This is a genomic window from Phreatobacter sp., assembly GCF_027532945.1.
Lineage (GTDB): Bacteria > Pseudomonadota > Alphaproteobacteria > Rhizobiales > Phreatobacteraceae > Phreatobacter.
Genome location: NZ_JAPZTZ010000001.1, coordinates 49258 through 63606, shown reverse-complemented (window position 1 = coordinate 63606; position 14349 = coordinate 49258). Strand labels below are relative to the sequence as shown.

The 14349-nt window shown below is 69.5% G+C and carries 16 protein-coding genes; 8 read left to right on the top strand and 8 right to left on the bottom strand.

The features are described from left to right. Positions 1 to 27: 27 nt before the first annotated feature. On the top strand, positions 28 to 1668 hold the full coding sequence (locus tag O9344_RS00300) for an ABC transporter substrate-binding protein (protein WP_298471393.1): 1641 nt from the start codon (positions 28 to 30) through the stop codon (positions 1666 to 1668). A gap of 47 nt (positions 1669 to 1715) precedes the next feature. Here the strand turns inward: O9344_RS00300 and pgi are convergent, their stop codons facing one another. From pgi to O9344_RS00275, 5 genes are all read right to left on the bottom strand, one after another. Then, positions 1716 to 3371: a glucose-6-phosphate isomerase gene (gene pgi / locus O9344_RS00295; RefSeq protein WP_298471391.1), complete on the bottom strand. Its 1656-nt coding sequence runs from the start codon at positions 3369 to 3371 to the stop codon at positions 1716 to 1718. A 105-nt stretch (positions 3372 to 3476) separates the two neighbouring features. Beyond that, a complete protein-coding gene (locus O9344_RS00290) occupies positions 3477 to 3986 on the bottom strand; it encodes an RNA pyrophosphohydrolase (RefSeq protein WP_298471389.1) in 510 nt (169 codons plus the stop codon). A gap of 3 nt (positions 3987 to 3989) precedes the next feature. Beyond that, positions 3990 to 4880, bottom strand: coding sequence for a CopD family protein (locus tag O9344_RS00285; RefSeq protein WP_298471386.1), 891 nt, complete (start codon positions 4878 to 4880; stop codon positions 3990 to 3992). 15 nt (positions 4881 to 4895) lie between these two features. Further along, positions 4896 to 6089 carry an MFS transporter gene (locus O9344_RS00280; RefSeq protein ID WP_298471384.1) on the bottom strand — a complete coding sequence of 398 codons (1194 nt, stop codon included), beginning with the start codon at positions 6087 to 6089 and terminating at the stop codon, positions 4896 to 4898. 74 nt (positions 6090 to 6163) lie between these two features. Continuing rightward, positions 6164 to 6829, bottom strand: a complete 666-nt coding sequence (locus O9344_RS00275; protein ID WP_298471379.1) for a hypothetical protein — start codon at positions 6827 to 6829, stop codon at positions 6164 to 6166. A 138-nt stretch (positions 6830 to 6967) separates the two neighbouring features. On the opposite strand from O9344_RS00275, the gene O9344_RS00270 reads away from it, so the two are divergent. The 7 genes from O9344_RS00270 (at position 6968) to O9344_RS00240 (ending at position 11172) form a co-directional block, all read left to right on the top strand. Further along, on the top strand, positions 6968 to 7951 hold the full coding sequence (locus O9344_RS00270; RefSeq protein WP_298471376.1) for a tripartite tricarboxylate transporter substrate-binding protein: 984 nt from the start codon (positions 6968 to 6970) through the stop codon (positions 7949 to 7951). Continuing rightward, positions 7948 to 8361, top strand: coding sequence for a GNAT family N-acetyltransferase (locus O9344_RS00265; protein WP_298471373.1), 414 nt, complete (start codon positions 7948 to 7950; stop codon positions 8359 to 8361). The genes O9344_RS00270 and O9344_RS00265 overlap by 4 nt, the downstream gene beginning before the upstream one ends. A gap of 57 nt (positions 8362 to 8418) precedes the next feature. Continuing rightward, the gene (gene aat / locus O9344_RS00260; protein WP_298471370.1) at positions 8419 to 9099 is read left to right on the top strand and encodes a leucyl/phenylalanyl-tRNA--protein transferase; all 681 of its coding nucleotides are present in this window, start codon (positions 8419 to 8421) and stop codon (positions 9097 to 9099) included. Continuing rightward, on the top strand, positions 9096 to 9572 hold the full coding sequence (locus O9344_RS00255; protein ID WP_298471367.1) for a GNAT family N-acetyltransferase: 477 nt from the start codon (positions 9096 to 9098) through the stop codon (positions 9570 to 9572). Before aat ends, O9344_RS00255 begins: the two co-directional genes overlap by 4 nt. 102 nt (positions 9573 to 9674) lie before the next feature. After that, complete coding sequence (locus O9344_RS00250) at positions 9675 to 10397, top strand: AzlC family ABC transporter permease (RefSeq protein ID WP_298471365.1); 723 nt, start codon at positions 9675 to 9677, stop codon at positions 10395 to 10397. Then, complete coding sequence (locus O9344_RS00245) at positions 10384 to 10698, top strand: AzlD domain-containing protein (RefSeq protein WP_298471363.1); 315 nt, start codon at positions 10384 to 10386, stop codon at positions 10696 to 10698. The genes O9344_RS00250 and O9344_RS00245 overlap by 14 nt, the downstream gene beginning before the upstream one ends. A gap of 78 nt (positions 10699 to 10776) precedes the next feature. Continuing rightward, entirely contained in the window at positions 10777 to 11172 is a 396-nt protein-coding gene (locus O9344_RS00240) for a hypothetical protein (RefSeq protein ID WP_298471361.1), read from the top strand. A 9-nt stretch (positions 11173 to 11181) separates the two neighbouring features. Here the strand turns inward: O9344_RS00240 and hisG are convergent, their stop codons facing one another. The 3 genes from hisG to O9344_RS00225 are packed head-to-tail and all read right to left on the bottom strand — an operon-like array spanning position 11182 to position 14244. Beyond that, positions 11182 to 12159: an ATP phosphoribosyltransferase gene (hisG, locus tag O9344_RS00235; RefSeq protein WP_298471359.1), complete on the bottom strand. Its 978-nt coding sequence runs from the start codon at positions 12157 to 12159 to the stop codon at positions 11182 to 11184. Next, positions 12156 to 13292, bottom strand: coding sequence for an ATP phosphoribosyltransferase regulatory subunit (locus O9344_RS00230; protein WP_298471357.1), 1137 nt, complete (start codon positions 13290 to 13292; stop codon positions 12156 to 12158). The genes hisG and O9344_RS00230 overlap by 4 nt, the downstream gene beginning before the upstream one ends. 31 nt (positions 13293 to 13323) lie before the next feature. Next, positions 13324 to 14244 (bottom strand): LysR family transcriptional regulator, encoded by a 921-nt coding sequence (locus O9344_RS00225; RefSeq protein ID WP_298471354.1) that lies wholly within the window; start codon positions 14242 to 14244, stop codon positions 13324 to 13326. Positions 14245 to 14349: the final 105 nt, after the last annotated feature.

The window sequence follows — 14349 nt, the reverse complement described above, 5'->3', positions numbered from 1 at the left end:
GCCTCCAGACAACGTCCGGAGGCCGTCATGGCGCGCAACCCGTCCCGCAGTGCCTTCTCCCGCCGCACCGTGCTGAAGGGCGCAGCCGCGACCGCCGGCGCCCTCGCACTCCCCTCAGGCGCCTTCGCCCAGGCCGCAGCGCCGCTCCGGATCGGCATCTCGCTCTCCGACGTGCCGCGCATGTGGGGCGGTCCGGAGGGCGGCTTCGAGGGCATCCGCTTCGGCGGCTACATGGTCTTCGACGCGCTGGTGAACTGGGACCTCTCCAAGGCCGACCAGCCCTCCGGCCTGACGCCCGGCCTCGCCACCAAGTGGGAGGTGGACCCCGCCAACAAGCAGCGCTGGATCATCACGCTGCGCGAGGGCGTGACCTTCCACGACGGCACGCCCTTCAATGCCGACGCGGCCATCTGGAACTTCGATTCCATCTTCAAGTCCGACGCGCCGCAGTTCCACCAGCCGCGCGTCGGCCTCGTGCGCTCCCGCCTCTCCTCGGTCGCCAGCTACGAGAAGATCGACGCCAGGACCATCGCCATTGCCACCAACGTGGTCGACGGCATGCTGCCCTACCAGCTCTCCTTCCTGTGGTTCGTCAGCCCCGCCCGCCATGCTGAGCTCGGCGGCGACTGGCAGCGCTTCACCCAGCGTCCGGCCGGCACCGGCCCCTACAAGGTCGTGTCGGTGACGCCGCGCGAGCGCGTCGAGCTCGAGGCCAACACGGCCTATTGGGACAAGGCCCGCGTGCCGAAGACGATGCGCACCGTGCTGCTGCCTATCCCCGACGGCAATGCCCGTATTGCGGCACTGCGCGCCGGCACGATCGACATCGCCGAGACCCTGCCGCCGGATGCCATTCCCTCGCTGAAGGGCGCGGGCTTCCAGGTGGTGCAGAACTCCTATCCGCATATCTGGGCCTGGCGGCTTAACGTCAATCCGGGCACGCCCTTCGGCGACGTCCGCGTGCGCCGCGCCGCCAATCTCGCCATCGACCGCGACGCCATGGTGCAGCTCCTGTCCGGCACGGCGCTGCCGGCCAAGGGCAAGGTGCTTCCCGCCGATCCCTGGTTCGGCAAGCCGAGCTTCGACATCCGCTACGATGTCGCCGCGGCGAAGAAGCTCATGCAGGAAGCCGGCTATGGACCGACAAAGCGGCTGGAGGTGGTGGCGGTGATCGCGTCTGGCGGCGGCGGGCAGATGGTGCCGCTGCCGATGAACGAGATGATGCAGGAGAACCTCAAGGAGATCTGGATCGACGTGAAGTTCGAGGTGGTCGACTTCACCACCATCATCAACATGCTGCGCGGCGGAACCCGTTCCGAGCAGCAGCGCGGCTTCCACGCCCTCAACATCGCCATCCCCTCCATCGATCCGACGACAGGCTGGGTGATCTACGATTCGACGCTGACCGCGCCCCGCGGCGTCAACTGGGGCTGGTACAACAACCCGGCCGTGGACGCGCAGATCAAGGTGATGCGCGAGGCCTTCGACCCCGCCGCCCAGAACGCGGCCATGGGCCAGCTGCACACGCTGCTGGTGGACGACGCGGCGGCGCTCTTCGTGGTGCATGACCTCAATCCGCGCGGGCTGTCGCCGCGGGTGAGGGGCTTCACCCAGGTGCGCAACTGGTTCCAGGACTACACGCCTGTGACGGTCGGCCCGGCTTCGTGAGGGTCAGGCGGGCCGCAAGCGCGGATGCGATAACGCCGGTCCGCCCCTCACACCCTGATCCGCCTCAGGTGCTCGAGTAGACCCGCCGTCGAGCCATCGAGCCCGGCGAGCTCCATCGTCTTTCCGGCCACCAGCGGCTCAAGCCGCGTCGCCAGTTCCTTGCCGAGCTCAACGCCCCACTGGTCGAAGGCATTGATGCCGAGGACCGCGGCCATGACGAAGACCTTGTGCTCGTAGAGCGCCACGATCATGCCGAGCGTCGCCGGATCGAGCTTGCGATAGAGGAAGGTCGTCGAGGGCCGGTTACCGGTGAAGACCCGGTGCGGGGCGAGCGTCTCTGCCTCCGCCTTCGACATCCCCTTGGCGATGAGCTGGTCGCGCGCTTCCTCGAAGGAGCGACCCTTCATCAGCGCCTGACTCTGGGCCAGGCAGTTGGCCACCAGCAGGTCATGATGCTTGCGCCCGCGCTCATGCGGCGAGGCGGCGACGAGGAAGTCGCAGGGCACGACCTCCGTGCCCTGATGCAGCAGCTGGAAGAAGGCGTGCTGGCCATTGGTGCCCGGCTCGCCCCAGATGATCGGCCCGGTCGGGCGGGTCACCGCCTTGCCCTCCAGCGTCACGCCCTTGCCGAGGCTTTCCATGTCGAGCTGCTGGAGGTGGGCGGGCAGCCGCGAGAGGCGCTGGTCATAGGGCAGCACGGCATGGCTGGCATAAGACCAGACGTTGCGGTGCCACAGGCCGAGGAGGCCCATGATGACCGGCATGTTGCGCTTCAGCGGGGCGGTGCGGAAATGCTGGTCGACCCGCTCGGCACCGGCGAGGAACGCCGTGAAATGGCGGGGCCCAACCGCGATCATCAGCGACAGGCCCACCGCCGACCAGACGGAGTAGCGGCCGCCGACCCAGTCCCAGAAGCGAAACATGCTGGCCTCGGCGATGCCGAAGGCGTTGACCGCAGCGAGATTGGTCGAGACGGCGGCGAAGTGGCGGCCGACCGCCTCCTCGCCCAAGCCTTGAGCGATCCAGTTCCGCGCCGTCTGGGCATTGGTCATGGTCTCGACCGTGGTGAAGGTCTTGGACACCACGACAAAGAGGGTGCGGGCGGGATCGAGGCCCTTCAGCGTGTCGGCAATATGGGCGCCGTCGACATTGGAGACGAAGCGCACGGCGAGGCCGCGCTTGCCATAGGGCCTCAGCGCCTCGGCGGCCATGGCGGGACCGAGATCGGAGCCGCCGATGCCGATATTGACGATCGTGTTGAACCGCTTGCCCGTCGCCCCGCGCAGCGCGCCGGAGCGCACCGCCTCGGCGAAGGCGAAGCAGCGCTCGCGCTCGGCCGCCACTTCCGGCATGACATCGCGGCCATCGGTGAGGATGGGCGTCCCCGAGAGGTTGCGCAGCGCCACATGCAGGACGGCGCGATCCTCGGTCGCGTTGATGCGCTGGCCTGCGAACATCGCCTCGCGCTTCTCTTCCAGCCGCGCCGCGCGGGCGAGATCGACGAGCAGGCGCATGGTCGTGGCGGTCACCCGCGTCTTCGACCAGTCCATCAGCAGGGGCCCAAGCTTCAGCGAGAACTTCTGGAAGCGCCTGGGGTCTTCCTCAAAGAGCTCGGCGAGCGACATGACCATCAGGGCGCGCCGGTTGGCCTCGAGCGCTTCGAAGGCGCGGGTGACGGCGTCGGTCTCGGGGGCGGCGGTCATGTCGTCAGGCATTCCGGAAGCGCGGGCATCGGGGAGGGCGGACCTTCGTCGGCCATCGTGACCAGATGATGATCATTGCGCCGCATCGACCCGGGTTCCAGCCCGTCACTCGGCAGGCATGGCGAAGGCCGCGAAGGCCTCGACGACAGCCGCATAGAGCGGGCGCTTGTAGGGCACGACGAGATCGGGAAGCGAAGCGAGCGCCTCCCAGCGCCAGGCGTCGAATTCGATCGGCTCGGTTCCGGCCGAAGCGGCGAGATCGATCTCGGCCTCGCTGCCGGTGAAACGATAGGCGAACCAGACCTGCCGCTGGCCGCGCCAGCGCGCAAGGCGATGAGGCGGACCGTGACAGGGCGGCCAGTCATAGGTGACGGCCTCCGCCATGCGGCCGAGCAGGGCGACGGAGCGGATGCCGGTCTCCTCGGCGAGTTCGCGGCGCGCGGCAGGCTCGAGGTCCTCGCCAGGCTCCACCCCGCCCTGCGGCATCTGCCATTCATGACCCGGAAAGATGATTTCCGGTCCATCATCGCCCATGCGGCGGGCGATGAAGACGCGGCCCCGGCGGTCGAAGAGGGCGATGCCGACATTGGGGCGGTAGGGATCGGCAGCGGTCACGGGTCAGCGCGCCAGATCGGCCGAGGCGAGCTCGGCGGTGAGGTAGAGGACCGCGAGCCCGAAGAGGAACTGGCGCGTGCAGGAGCGGCGAAAGGTATCGCCTGCCAGCACGTCGCCGCGCTCCATCAGCCGGGCATGGCGGAAGCGGCAGGCGAGCGCGCCAAGGACCATGGCGACGACGAGCGCGGTCTTGGCGAGGGTGGCGAGGCCATAACCGCCGCGGACGAGGGCCGTCGGCGGCCCGGCCAGCATCAGGGCCATGGCGGCGCCGGTCACCACGGCAAGCACCGCGAAGGCCATCGCCTGCCGCGACCAGTCGAGGATGTCTTCGGCCGCAGAGGCGGGATCGCGTCGCAGGGCGACAGCGCGCAGCGGCAGGAGGCTGCCGAACCAGAAGGCAGCAGCGAAGACGTGAAGGGTGCCGAGGGCCACCAGTTCCTGCCGGCGCGCATGGCCGGCCGCATGGCCCCCGATGGTGAGGCCAAGGGCAACGAGCAGGGCGCCGGCGGTGGCAAGGCCCGCACCCCAGGCGGTGCGGACACGCGCGAAGAGGAGCAGAACGAGGCCGGCGCCGGTCAGGAAGGCGGCATCACCGAAGGCGGAGCGGGCAATCTCGGGATAGAGGGGCCAGCGCACCATGCCATCGCGGATGCCGGAGAGTTCGGCGGCACGGAAGGGCCAGAGCAGCGCGAGGCACAGCAGCGCGAGCACGGCGAAGAAAGAAAGCCAGCCGCGTGCGGAGCGCGCCTCCTCGCGGGTGAGGCGCTCGCTGACAAAGACAAGGAACAGCGCCGCACCCGCCGCTGCCAGCGCCGCGATGATCGCGGCCGCGCGGACCACGACGGCGAGCCCCCGCAGCGGATCGCCCCCTCCCTGCCAGAATTCGAGAATCATGGCGCCTTCCCCGCGTCAGCCTGATACGCGGCGGAACCTCCAGGCAAGGGCCGCCGTGGCCGCGAATGAGGACAAAGATACCACGAACATCACCCAGAAGCCGGCGACCGGCCCCGAGGCATCGAGCACGGCGGCATAGGCCGTCGGCGCCATGGCAGTGACGATCAGCCCGGGGGTGGCGATGGAGGCGAGCACGCTGGCATAGCCGTGGCGGCCGAACAGCACGAGCGGCACCGCGCCCTTCACGATGGTGGCAAGGCCCACCGAGATGCCGAAGAGGATGTTGAAGGCGAAGAAGAAGGGGACCGAGACCCCGCCAAGCGCCAGCGGGATGAAGGCCAGCACCATCATGCCGGTGGAGATGTTGGCGAAGAGGAAGGGGTCGAGGTTCTTGCCCCAGATAATCTCGGCAAGGCGGCCAAGCGTCTGGAACACGCCGCGCAGCGAGGAGATCCACACCGCCACCGCCGCCGCCATGCCCATGGAGACGACGGCGGGGATAAGATGGACAGACAGGGCTGTGGTGATGAAGGAATTGCCGGCCATGGCGATGGTCAGCATCAGGACGGCGAAAGCCTTCTGTTCCGCGGGCACCAGCGGCTCGGGATCGGGCTGGGCCGCCTCGCCCTCCGACCCACCGATCGGCGTGCCGAGCCGCGGCAGCAGCAGGTGCAGCGGCGTGCAGAGCACGAGGACGGCCAGGGCGCAGACGAGCCAGGCGCCGCGCCAGCCGATGGCCTCGTTGAGATAGTGGGTGATCGGCCAGAAGATGCTGGAGGCCAGGCCGCCGAAGAGGGTGAGCACCGAGATCGGCCGGCGCGCCCGCATGCCATAGATCTCCACCAGCGTGGCGAAGGCGGCGTCATAGAGGGTCAGCCGCGAGGCGAGGCCCAGCACGATCCATGCAGCGATATAGACGATTGGATCATTCACCTGCGACAGCATGGCGAGACCGAAGGCACCGACCAGCGATCCCATGGTCAGGGTGAGGCGTCCGCCGCGCCGCTCGATGAAGCGCGCCACGGGCTTCGACACGATGCCGCCGACCAGCAACGAGAGCGAGAACCCCGCAAAGACGAAGGTCGCGCTCCAGCCCAGTTCGGCCATCATCGGCTTCGCCAGCACCGAGATGCCATAGAAGATGGTCCCCCAGGAGATGATCTGGGTGATGCCGAGGGCGGAGACGATGAAGGGGAAGGAGGTCAGCATGGGCGGCCGGAGGTTGGCCGCAGCGTGACGCCGGGTCAATCCATGAAGACGGGCAGGCGCCCTGCGCCGCCCGGTCAGCAGCCGTGGAAGCCGGCTCCGGAAATAGGCGCGAACATGACGATGCCGAGGATCCGCGGCGGCGAAGCCGGCTCCATGACGATGGCGGCGCCTTCCGGGAAAGCGCGGCCGGCGACCTCCTGCCCAAACAGCATGATGGCAGGGGTCCGGTGGCCGACCAGGACGCGGTTCAGGCCGGCGGGCGGCGGCTCGGCCATCAGCCGGCGATGCTCGGCCAGCACCCAGTCGAGGCGAGGCCCGGCGTAGTCATCGGCGGTAAGGCTATCCGTGACCTGGACCTCGGACACGCCAAATGCCTCCTCGGCCGTGTCGCGGGCCCGATAGACCGGGCCGGCCAGTACGGGCTTCGCAACGGGAATGCGCAGCGCCGCCATGGCGTCGCCGATGCGGCGGGACTGCTCCCGCCCACGGGGCGAGATGTTGCGCTGGCCGGCGCGGTCGCCAATCCGGAAGGAGCTGTCGCAAGGCATCCCGGCCGTGTCGGCATGACGGAAATAGAGAACGAGGCCACCGGTCCTGAGCCGCTCGACCAGCGGCGCCGCCTGCGGCGCGGTGGCAGCGAGGGGCACCCGTTCGGTCGCCACGGCAGGTGACGGGAGCTGAGCCGAGAGCAGCAGGAGAAGAGCGAGCAAGGTGCGGCGGGGCGGGCGTCGGGCGGTCATGGCCATGGACATAGCGCGCTCGCCGCGTCTTGAGGAGGCTGCGCGACATTGCGGCCGGCTTGCCTTATCCCGGCGAGCGGCTAGAGAGGATGTCATGCAACGGACGCGCGCGACGTCCGAGCCACCGGGGAGATGACCATGTCCGAGACCGTCCGCCGCCGCACCCTGCTCGCTGCCACGATTGCCTGCGGCCTTCTCGCCAGCGCCAGCGCCGCCCTGGCGCAGTCCTATCCGAACCGGCCGATCCGGGCGATCGTGCCCTTCGCCGCCGGCAGCGCGACGGACATCGTCGCCCGCACCTTCGCCGACCAGATGACCAAGACGCTGGGCCAGTCCATCGTCATCGAGAACCGTCCGGGCGCCAATGGCCTGATCGGCGCCGACGCCGTCGCCAAGGCAACGCCGGATGGCTACACGATCCTGATCGGCACCAACTCGACCAATGCGGCAGCCCCGGCGCTGTTCAACAACGTGCCCTTCGACATGAACAAGGACTTCCAGCCGGTGTCCTTCCTGTCGTCGGTGCCGCTCATCGTCGCCGTGCCGAACTCGGTGCCTGTGCGGACGCTCCGCGAGCTCATCGACTACGCCAAGGGCCGCACCGACCTGACCTTCGCCTCGGCCTCGGCCTCCCAGCGCGTCTCCACGGAGATGCTGATGGCCATGACCGGCATGAAGATGACCCACGTCTTCTACCGCAGCGGCCCCAATGCCATGCAGGACCTCATCGCCGGCCGCGTCACCCTCTTCACCGCCGATCTCGGCGTCATGCTGCCGCAGGTGCGCGGCAATACGGTGCGCCCGCTGGCCGTCACCTCGCAGCAGCGCAGCGCGCAGGTGCCGGACCTGCCGACGGTCGACGAGGCGGCGGGCACGAAGGGCTACGAGCTCATCGCCTGGTTCGCCCTGTTCGCGCCCGCCGGCGTGCCGGCCGAGGTCGTCACCAAGCTGAATGCCGCCGTGCGGGCGGCGGCCGCCGCGCCAGAGGTGCGTACTGCACTCGGCGACAATCTCGGCATGGTCATCGCGCCCTCCTCGCCCGATGAGCTCGCCGCCCGCGTGGTCGCGGAAGCCGCCAAGTGGGCCGAGGCGGCGCGCGTCGCGGGCATCGAGAAGCAGTGATCCGCATCGCCACCCGCGCCGACCTGCCGCGGATCTCGGAGATCCGCGGGGCCGTCAGGGAGAACATGCTGTCGAACCCGGCGAAGATCACCGACACCGTCGCCTTTCTCATCGACCGTGACGGGTTCTGGGTCTTCGAGACGGACGGCCATATCCACGGCTTCTCCTCCGCCGACCCGCGCGACGGCTCGATCTTCGCCCTTTTCATGGACCGGGCGAGCGAGGGGCGCGGCATGGCGCGCGACCTGCTCGCCGCCGCTTGCGTGCACCTCGCAGCGGCGGGCCATGGCCGCGCCTGGCTGACGACCGACCCCGGCACCCGCGCCGACCGCTTCTATCGCCGCCAGGGCTGGACGGAGACCGGCCGCACGCCGGAGGGCGAGGTCCGGTTCGAGAAGGCGCTGCGCTGAACGGCAGCAGCCATCGGGTCCTTGGCCCGGCCCCCGCGGAGCGGCTAGACTGACCCCATGACGCGCCACGGCGACGATCTCGACCAGACCATCACGCCGGATGTGCTGCTGAAGGCCTATGCCTGCGGCATTTTCCCGATGGCGGAAAGCGCCGACGATCCGGGTCTCTATTGGGTGGAACCGGAGCGCCGCGGCATCTTCCCGCTGGAAGGGCTGCTGGTGTCGAAGCGCCTCGCGCGGACGGTGAAGGCGGGTCGCTTCGAGATCCGCATGGACAGCGATTTCGACGCGGTCATCGACGGCTGCGCCGAGCCCGCGGACGGGCGTAAGGACACCTGGATCAATGCCCGCATCCGCGCCCTCTATGGCGCACTCTTCCGCCGCGGCCATTGCCACACGGTGGAGGCCTGGAGTGACGGGCGCCTTGTGGGCGGTCTCTACGGGGTCAGCCTCGGCGGCGCCTTCTTCGGCGAGAGCATGTTCCACCGCGAGACCGACGCCTCCAAGGTGGCGCTGGTCCATCTGGTGGCGCGGCTCAGGACCGACGGCTTCGTGCTGCTCGACACGCAATTCGTGACGCCACATCTCGCCTCGCTCGGCGCCATCGAGGTGCCCCGCGCCCGCTACCAGCGCATGCTCGCGGCGGCGCTGCCCGTCGCTGCGCGCTTCACGCCAGAGCCGCTCCCGCCGCCTGAGGCGCTCGCCCGCGCCACGCTGTTCGGATCCCACGACGCATGAACATCCGCCCTGCCCGCGACAGCGACGGCGCCGCCCTCGCCGCGCTGATCGCCACGACCTTTGCCGAGTATCCGGGCTGCCTGTTCCTCGACGAGGAATTCCCCGAGTTGAAAGCGCCGGCCAGCCATTATCAGCGGCTGGGCGGACAGCTCTTCGTCGCCGAGGCGGGGGGCGAGGTGATCGGTTCGCTGGCGGCGGTGATGACGCCGGTCGGCGGAACCGGAGAACTCTTCAAGGTCTATGCGAGCGCCGGCCATCGCGGCTCTGGGCTCGCCCAGCGGCTCTATGCGGAGGGCGAGGCCTACCTGAAGGCGCGCGGTGCGCGGGAGATCGTTCTTTGGAGCGACACGCGCTTTGCCCGGGGCCATCGCTTCTACGAGAAGCTCGGCTTTGTCCGCGAACCGGTGGAGCGCTATCTCGCCGATGCCAGCGCGAGCTGGGAGTTCTTCTTCCGCAAGCCGATCGCCGGCTGAAGCCACCTTACCCCTGCGGCAGGCGGGGTTCCGCCCTGCATCGCGCAGGGCTGGACCGAAGCGTTCGCGGACGGGACAAGAGGACATCACCACGGACCTGCCATGGATGCCTCGCGCCTCTCCCCTCCCCGCGCTCCCTGCACCTTCGCCGGCATGGTCGAGGGCGCACGGCTCAGCCTGCCGTTGCTGCCGGGCACGCTCGTCTTTGCTGCCGCGGTCGGTGCAACCTCCGCCGAGAAGGGCCTGACCCTCGGACAGGCGGTGTTCATGAGCCTGTCGGTCTATGCGGGGGCCTCGCAGCTCCTCGGCCTCCAGCTCTGGACACAGAGCTTCAGCCTCGCGGCGGTCGCCGCCATCGTCGTGGTGACCATGGCGGTGAACCTGCGCTTCCTGCTGATGGGCGCCTCGCTGCAGCCCTGGCTGTCACGCGGGCCGGCCGGTCCGGTTCATGTGGGCCTTGCGGCACTGACGGACGCCAATTTCGTCGTCGCTTCGCGGTATCACGCCCAAGGCGGGCAGGACACCGGCGTCTTCATTGGCGCGGGCCTGTTCATGTGGGTGATCTGGACGCTCGCCACCATTCCCGGCCATGCGCTGGGCCATCTCCTCACCGACCCCAAGCGCTTCGCCATCGACATGGTGATGCCGCTGACCTTCACCGCCATGTCGGTCGGCCTGTTCCGGCTCCGTCGCGACCGCCTCGCCTGGCCGGTGGCCGCGGGCGTCGCGGTGGTCACCGCGCAGCTCGCCGAGGGCTACTGGTTCATCGTCACGGGGGCCCTCGCCGGCTCGCTCGCCGCGGGAGTGCTGCGTGAGCGTGCCTGAGGAGGCCTGGCCCTATATCGCCATCACGGGCATGGCGGCGGCGACCTTCCTCGTCCGCTTCGCCGGCTACTGGATCATGAGCCGTGTGCCGCCGACGCCCTTCGTGCGCGCCGCGCTGGAGGCGCTGCCCGGCGCCATCATCGTCTCCACCGTGGTGCCGCTGGCCATGCGCGGCGGGCTCGCCGCCTGGATCGGCGTCGCTGTCGCAGCGGCGGTCATGGTGCTGGTCCGCAAGGATATCGCGGCGCTCGCGGCCGGCATGGCCGCGGTGATCGCGGTGAGGAGCGTCGGGTTCGGCTGAGCCTGTTGACCCCGATCAAGGCGGCCGGTGGCCCAACGGCGCATGCGTATCGCGACGTTTCAGCGAAGAGGACCCGCCATGACCACCCTCCCCCGCGGCTTTCACCGGATCCGCCTCAACATGGCCCGCTCGCCAGGTTTTCCCGAGGGCTCGAAACTGCACGGCTACGAGTTCGTCGCGCCGCTCGACGCGGAAGGCCGGATCGATCTTGCCGCCTGGAAAGAGCATCGCGATCTCTGCAAGGTTCATCGCTTCTGGGCGGGCGAGGAGGACCAGCATGGGCTGCTCGTCCACAAGGCCGGCGGTGCGAAGGGTGCGACCTGGACCTTCGACTACGACCCGGCCGGAAGCGACGACGACGAGGCCGGCTACCGCTTTGGCGACCACCTCTTCCAGATCGGCGAATATGTCTCGATCCGCGACGAGGATGGCGCGCTGCTGACCTTCATCGTCACCTCGACCGACGCGGTCTGAAGCGTCGCGTCAGCGGGCGAGCGCGGCCGTGAGCCGGTCGTAGAGCGGGTTGTCGCGCGAGAAGACGTAGTCGAGCTCGGCGACCGACACGGTCTCGGCGCCGCGGTCGCGCAGGAAGCGGCCGAGGGCGAAGACTGCCTTTGGCGGGCAGTGCAGCGTCAGCATTCCCGATGAGGTCGGGCCGCCGAAGGGCGCCTCGACGCCAAAACGCTCACGCGCCTCAGCGAGCAGCGCCGCGTCCGCGCCGGAAAAGCGGGTGCGGACCTCGCGCAGCTGTCTTGCGCGCGCCTGGGCATGGATGCGGTCGAGCATGTCGCGGGCCGAGGCGAGTGCGCCCGCGCCCCAGACCGCCGTGCGTGAGGCGACGAGATGCGCCTCCGATTTCAGGATCACCCCGTCGTCGAGCACTTTCAGCGCATTGGCGGCGAGCGTCGCGCCCGTGGTGGTGATGTCGACGATGAGCTCAGCCGCGCCTGCGGCGGGCGCGCCCTCGGTGGCCCCGGCGGATTCGACGATGCGGTAATCGGCAATGCCGTGCCGATCGAAGAAGGCGCGGGTGAGGTTCAGGTATTTGGTGGCGACACGCATGCGCGTGCGATGGCGGGCGCGGTACTGGCTCGCGACATCGTCGAGATCGGCCATGGTCGAGACGTCGATCCAGGCCTGCGGCACGGCCACCACCACATCCGCGCGGGAGAAGCCGAGGGCGGTCAGCGACACGAGACGGTCCTCTGGCTCCGGCGTCGCCTCGTGCATCAGGTCGAGGCCCGTGAGGCCGAGATGGACCGTGCCGGCGACGAGTTCGCGCGCAATGTCGGAGGCGGAGAGAAAAGCGACCTCAACATTGTCGAGGCCGGGGATGGTGCCACGATAGTCGCGGGCGCCGCGGCCCTGCACAGGCTTCAGACCAGCGCGGTCGAGGAAGTCCTGGGCGGATTCGAGGATGCGGCCCTTGGAGGGGATGGCAAAGACGAGCGTATCGGTCATGCGCGGCCTCCCACCGCCGCGAGGCGTTCGACCCAGAAGGCGCAGCCGACGGCCGGCACCTTCGTGGCGAGGCCGAGCTTGGCCGCCATCATGTCGGTCAGGCGGTCATAGCGTCCGCCGCCGACCAGAGGGCGAGCCTCGGCGCCGGCGCCATCGTGGATCTCGAAGACGAGGCCGGTGTAGTAATCGACGTCGCGGCCGAAGCGGGTGGAGAAGCGGGCGGCGCCGAGGTCGATGCCGGCGCTCGCCAGCAGGTCATGGCGGCGGGCGAGCCGGTCGATCGCCTCGTCCATGGCAAGACCGGCGCCTTTCGCCAGCGCGCGGATCTGCTGCTCTGCGGAGGCTGCAGTCGTGTCGATGGCGAGGAGCTTTTCGACCACGCCCACTTGCTCCGTGCTCAGGCCACCGGCGCCGAGCGCCGCCTGTTCAAGGAAGCGCTCCGCCACATCGGCGGCGGAGCGGCCGCCGACCGTGGTGATGCCGGCGATGGACAGGAGGTCGGTGACGAGGGCGCGCGCGGCCTTCGGGTCAGAGCCCTCCAGCGCGGCGAGGAGGCCGGCATGGGTCGGCGCGCCGCGGGCCGGCTCTGCGAGACGCTTGAGGTCGCCCGCCAGCATGCCGGAGCGACGGAAGTCCTTGGCGAGGCGTCGGCGCCAGGCAGGCGGCAGGCCAAGGGCCCCGACGAGCGCCATGAAGATCCCGACATCGCCGAGCGCGAGCCTCAGCGGCCCGTCCGTGTAGAGGCGGGCGCCCTTCAGGCCGAGCGCCACGACTTCGGCCTCCGCCGCCTCGCGATCGGTGCGGCCGAGCAGCTCGATGCCGGCCTGGTTGAACTGCCCGTCCATGCCGGGGCGATGGCGGAACACCGGGCCGAGATAGGCATAGGCCGCGGCCTCGGCGGCGCGAGGGCCTTCCAGATGGGCCTGCACCACGGGGATCGTGTAGTCGGGCCTGAGGCACAGCTCGCGACCCTCGGCATCGGTGGTGAGGAAGAGGCGGCGGGCCATGGCCTCGCCGACGAGATCGCGCACCAGATCGGCAGCGATGAGCAGCGGCGGCTCGGCGCGCGTGAAACCAGCCTCGCCCAGAAGGGCGGCGAGGCGGAGGTCAAGATCGGACAGGGCGCGCGTCATGCGGTGTTCCGGAATGGCGGACGGCAAGCCTCTAGCCGTCCCGCGCCGTCAGGTCGAGCCCCTGGTCCCAGTAGGGGACCGGCCCGTAGAGCCCGGCGAGCCAGTCGACGAAGACGCGGACCTTCTGCGGCAGGAAGCGACGGGTCGGATAGACGGCATGGACGGCGACGCGCCGGGTCGCCCGCCATTGCGGCAGCACGACCTCCAGCCGGCCGTCCTTCAGCTCCGGCCCGACGTCCCAAGTGGAGCGCAAGGCGATGCCGATGCCGGCGAGGACAGCCTCGCGCACGACCTCCGAGGAATTGGTGCGCAAGGGCCCGCGCAGGCGCACGAGCTGCAAGCCATCGGGGCCCTCGAGCCGCCATGTGTCGGTGTTGTGCGAGAGGAGCGAATGGCCCGCGAGGTCCGACAGGCTCTTCGGCCGGCCGCTGGCGTCGAGATAGCCGGGGGTCGCGACAAGAAGGCGGTGGTTGGGGGCGAGGCGGCGGGCGACGAAGGAGGAATCATCGAGCTCACCGATGCGGATGGCGACGTCATAGCCCTCGCCGACGATGTCGACGAAACTGTCGGAGAGCTCAAGATGGACCACGAGGTCCGGATTGGCGGCGAGGAAGGGCCGCAGGTGCGGGGCGATGTGGAGGCGGCCGAAGGAGGTCGGCGCCGAGACGCGCAGGGTGCCGCGGGCGAGGTTCGAGCGGCGGGTGACGAAGGTCTCCGCCTCGTCGATGGAGGCGAGGATGGCGACCACGCGCTCGTAATAGCCCTGCCCCGCCTCGGTGAGGGACAGCTGCCGGGTCGTGCGTTGCAGGAGCCGCGTGCCGAGCCGCTCCTCCAGCCGCTTGATGCGCTTGGAGATGACGGCCGGCGACAGGCCCATCTCGCGCCCCGCCGCCGACATGCCGCCGGCGGTGACGACCCGCGCGAAGATCTCCAGATCGGCGAGAGGCGTCACGAACCGCGCTCCATTGTTTCCACCAGGGAAATAATCTTCACCTCAGCGGTGCCGTTCCGCCATTGGTAATCCGTCGTATAGTCGTTTGAAACAATTCCAGACGGA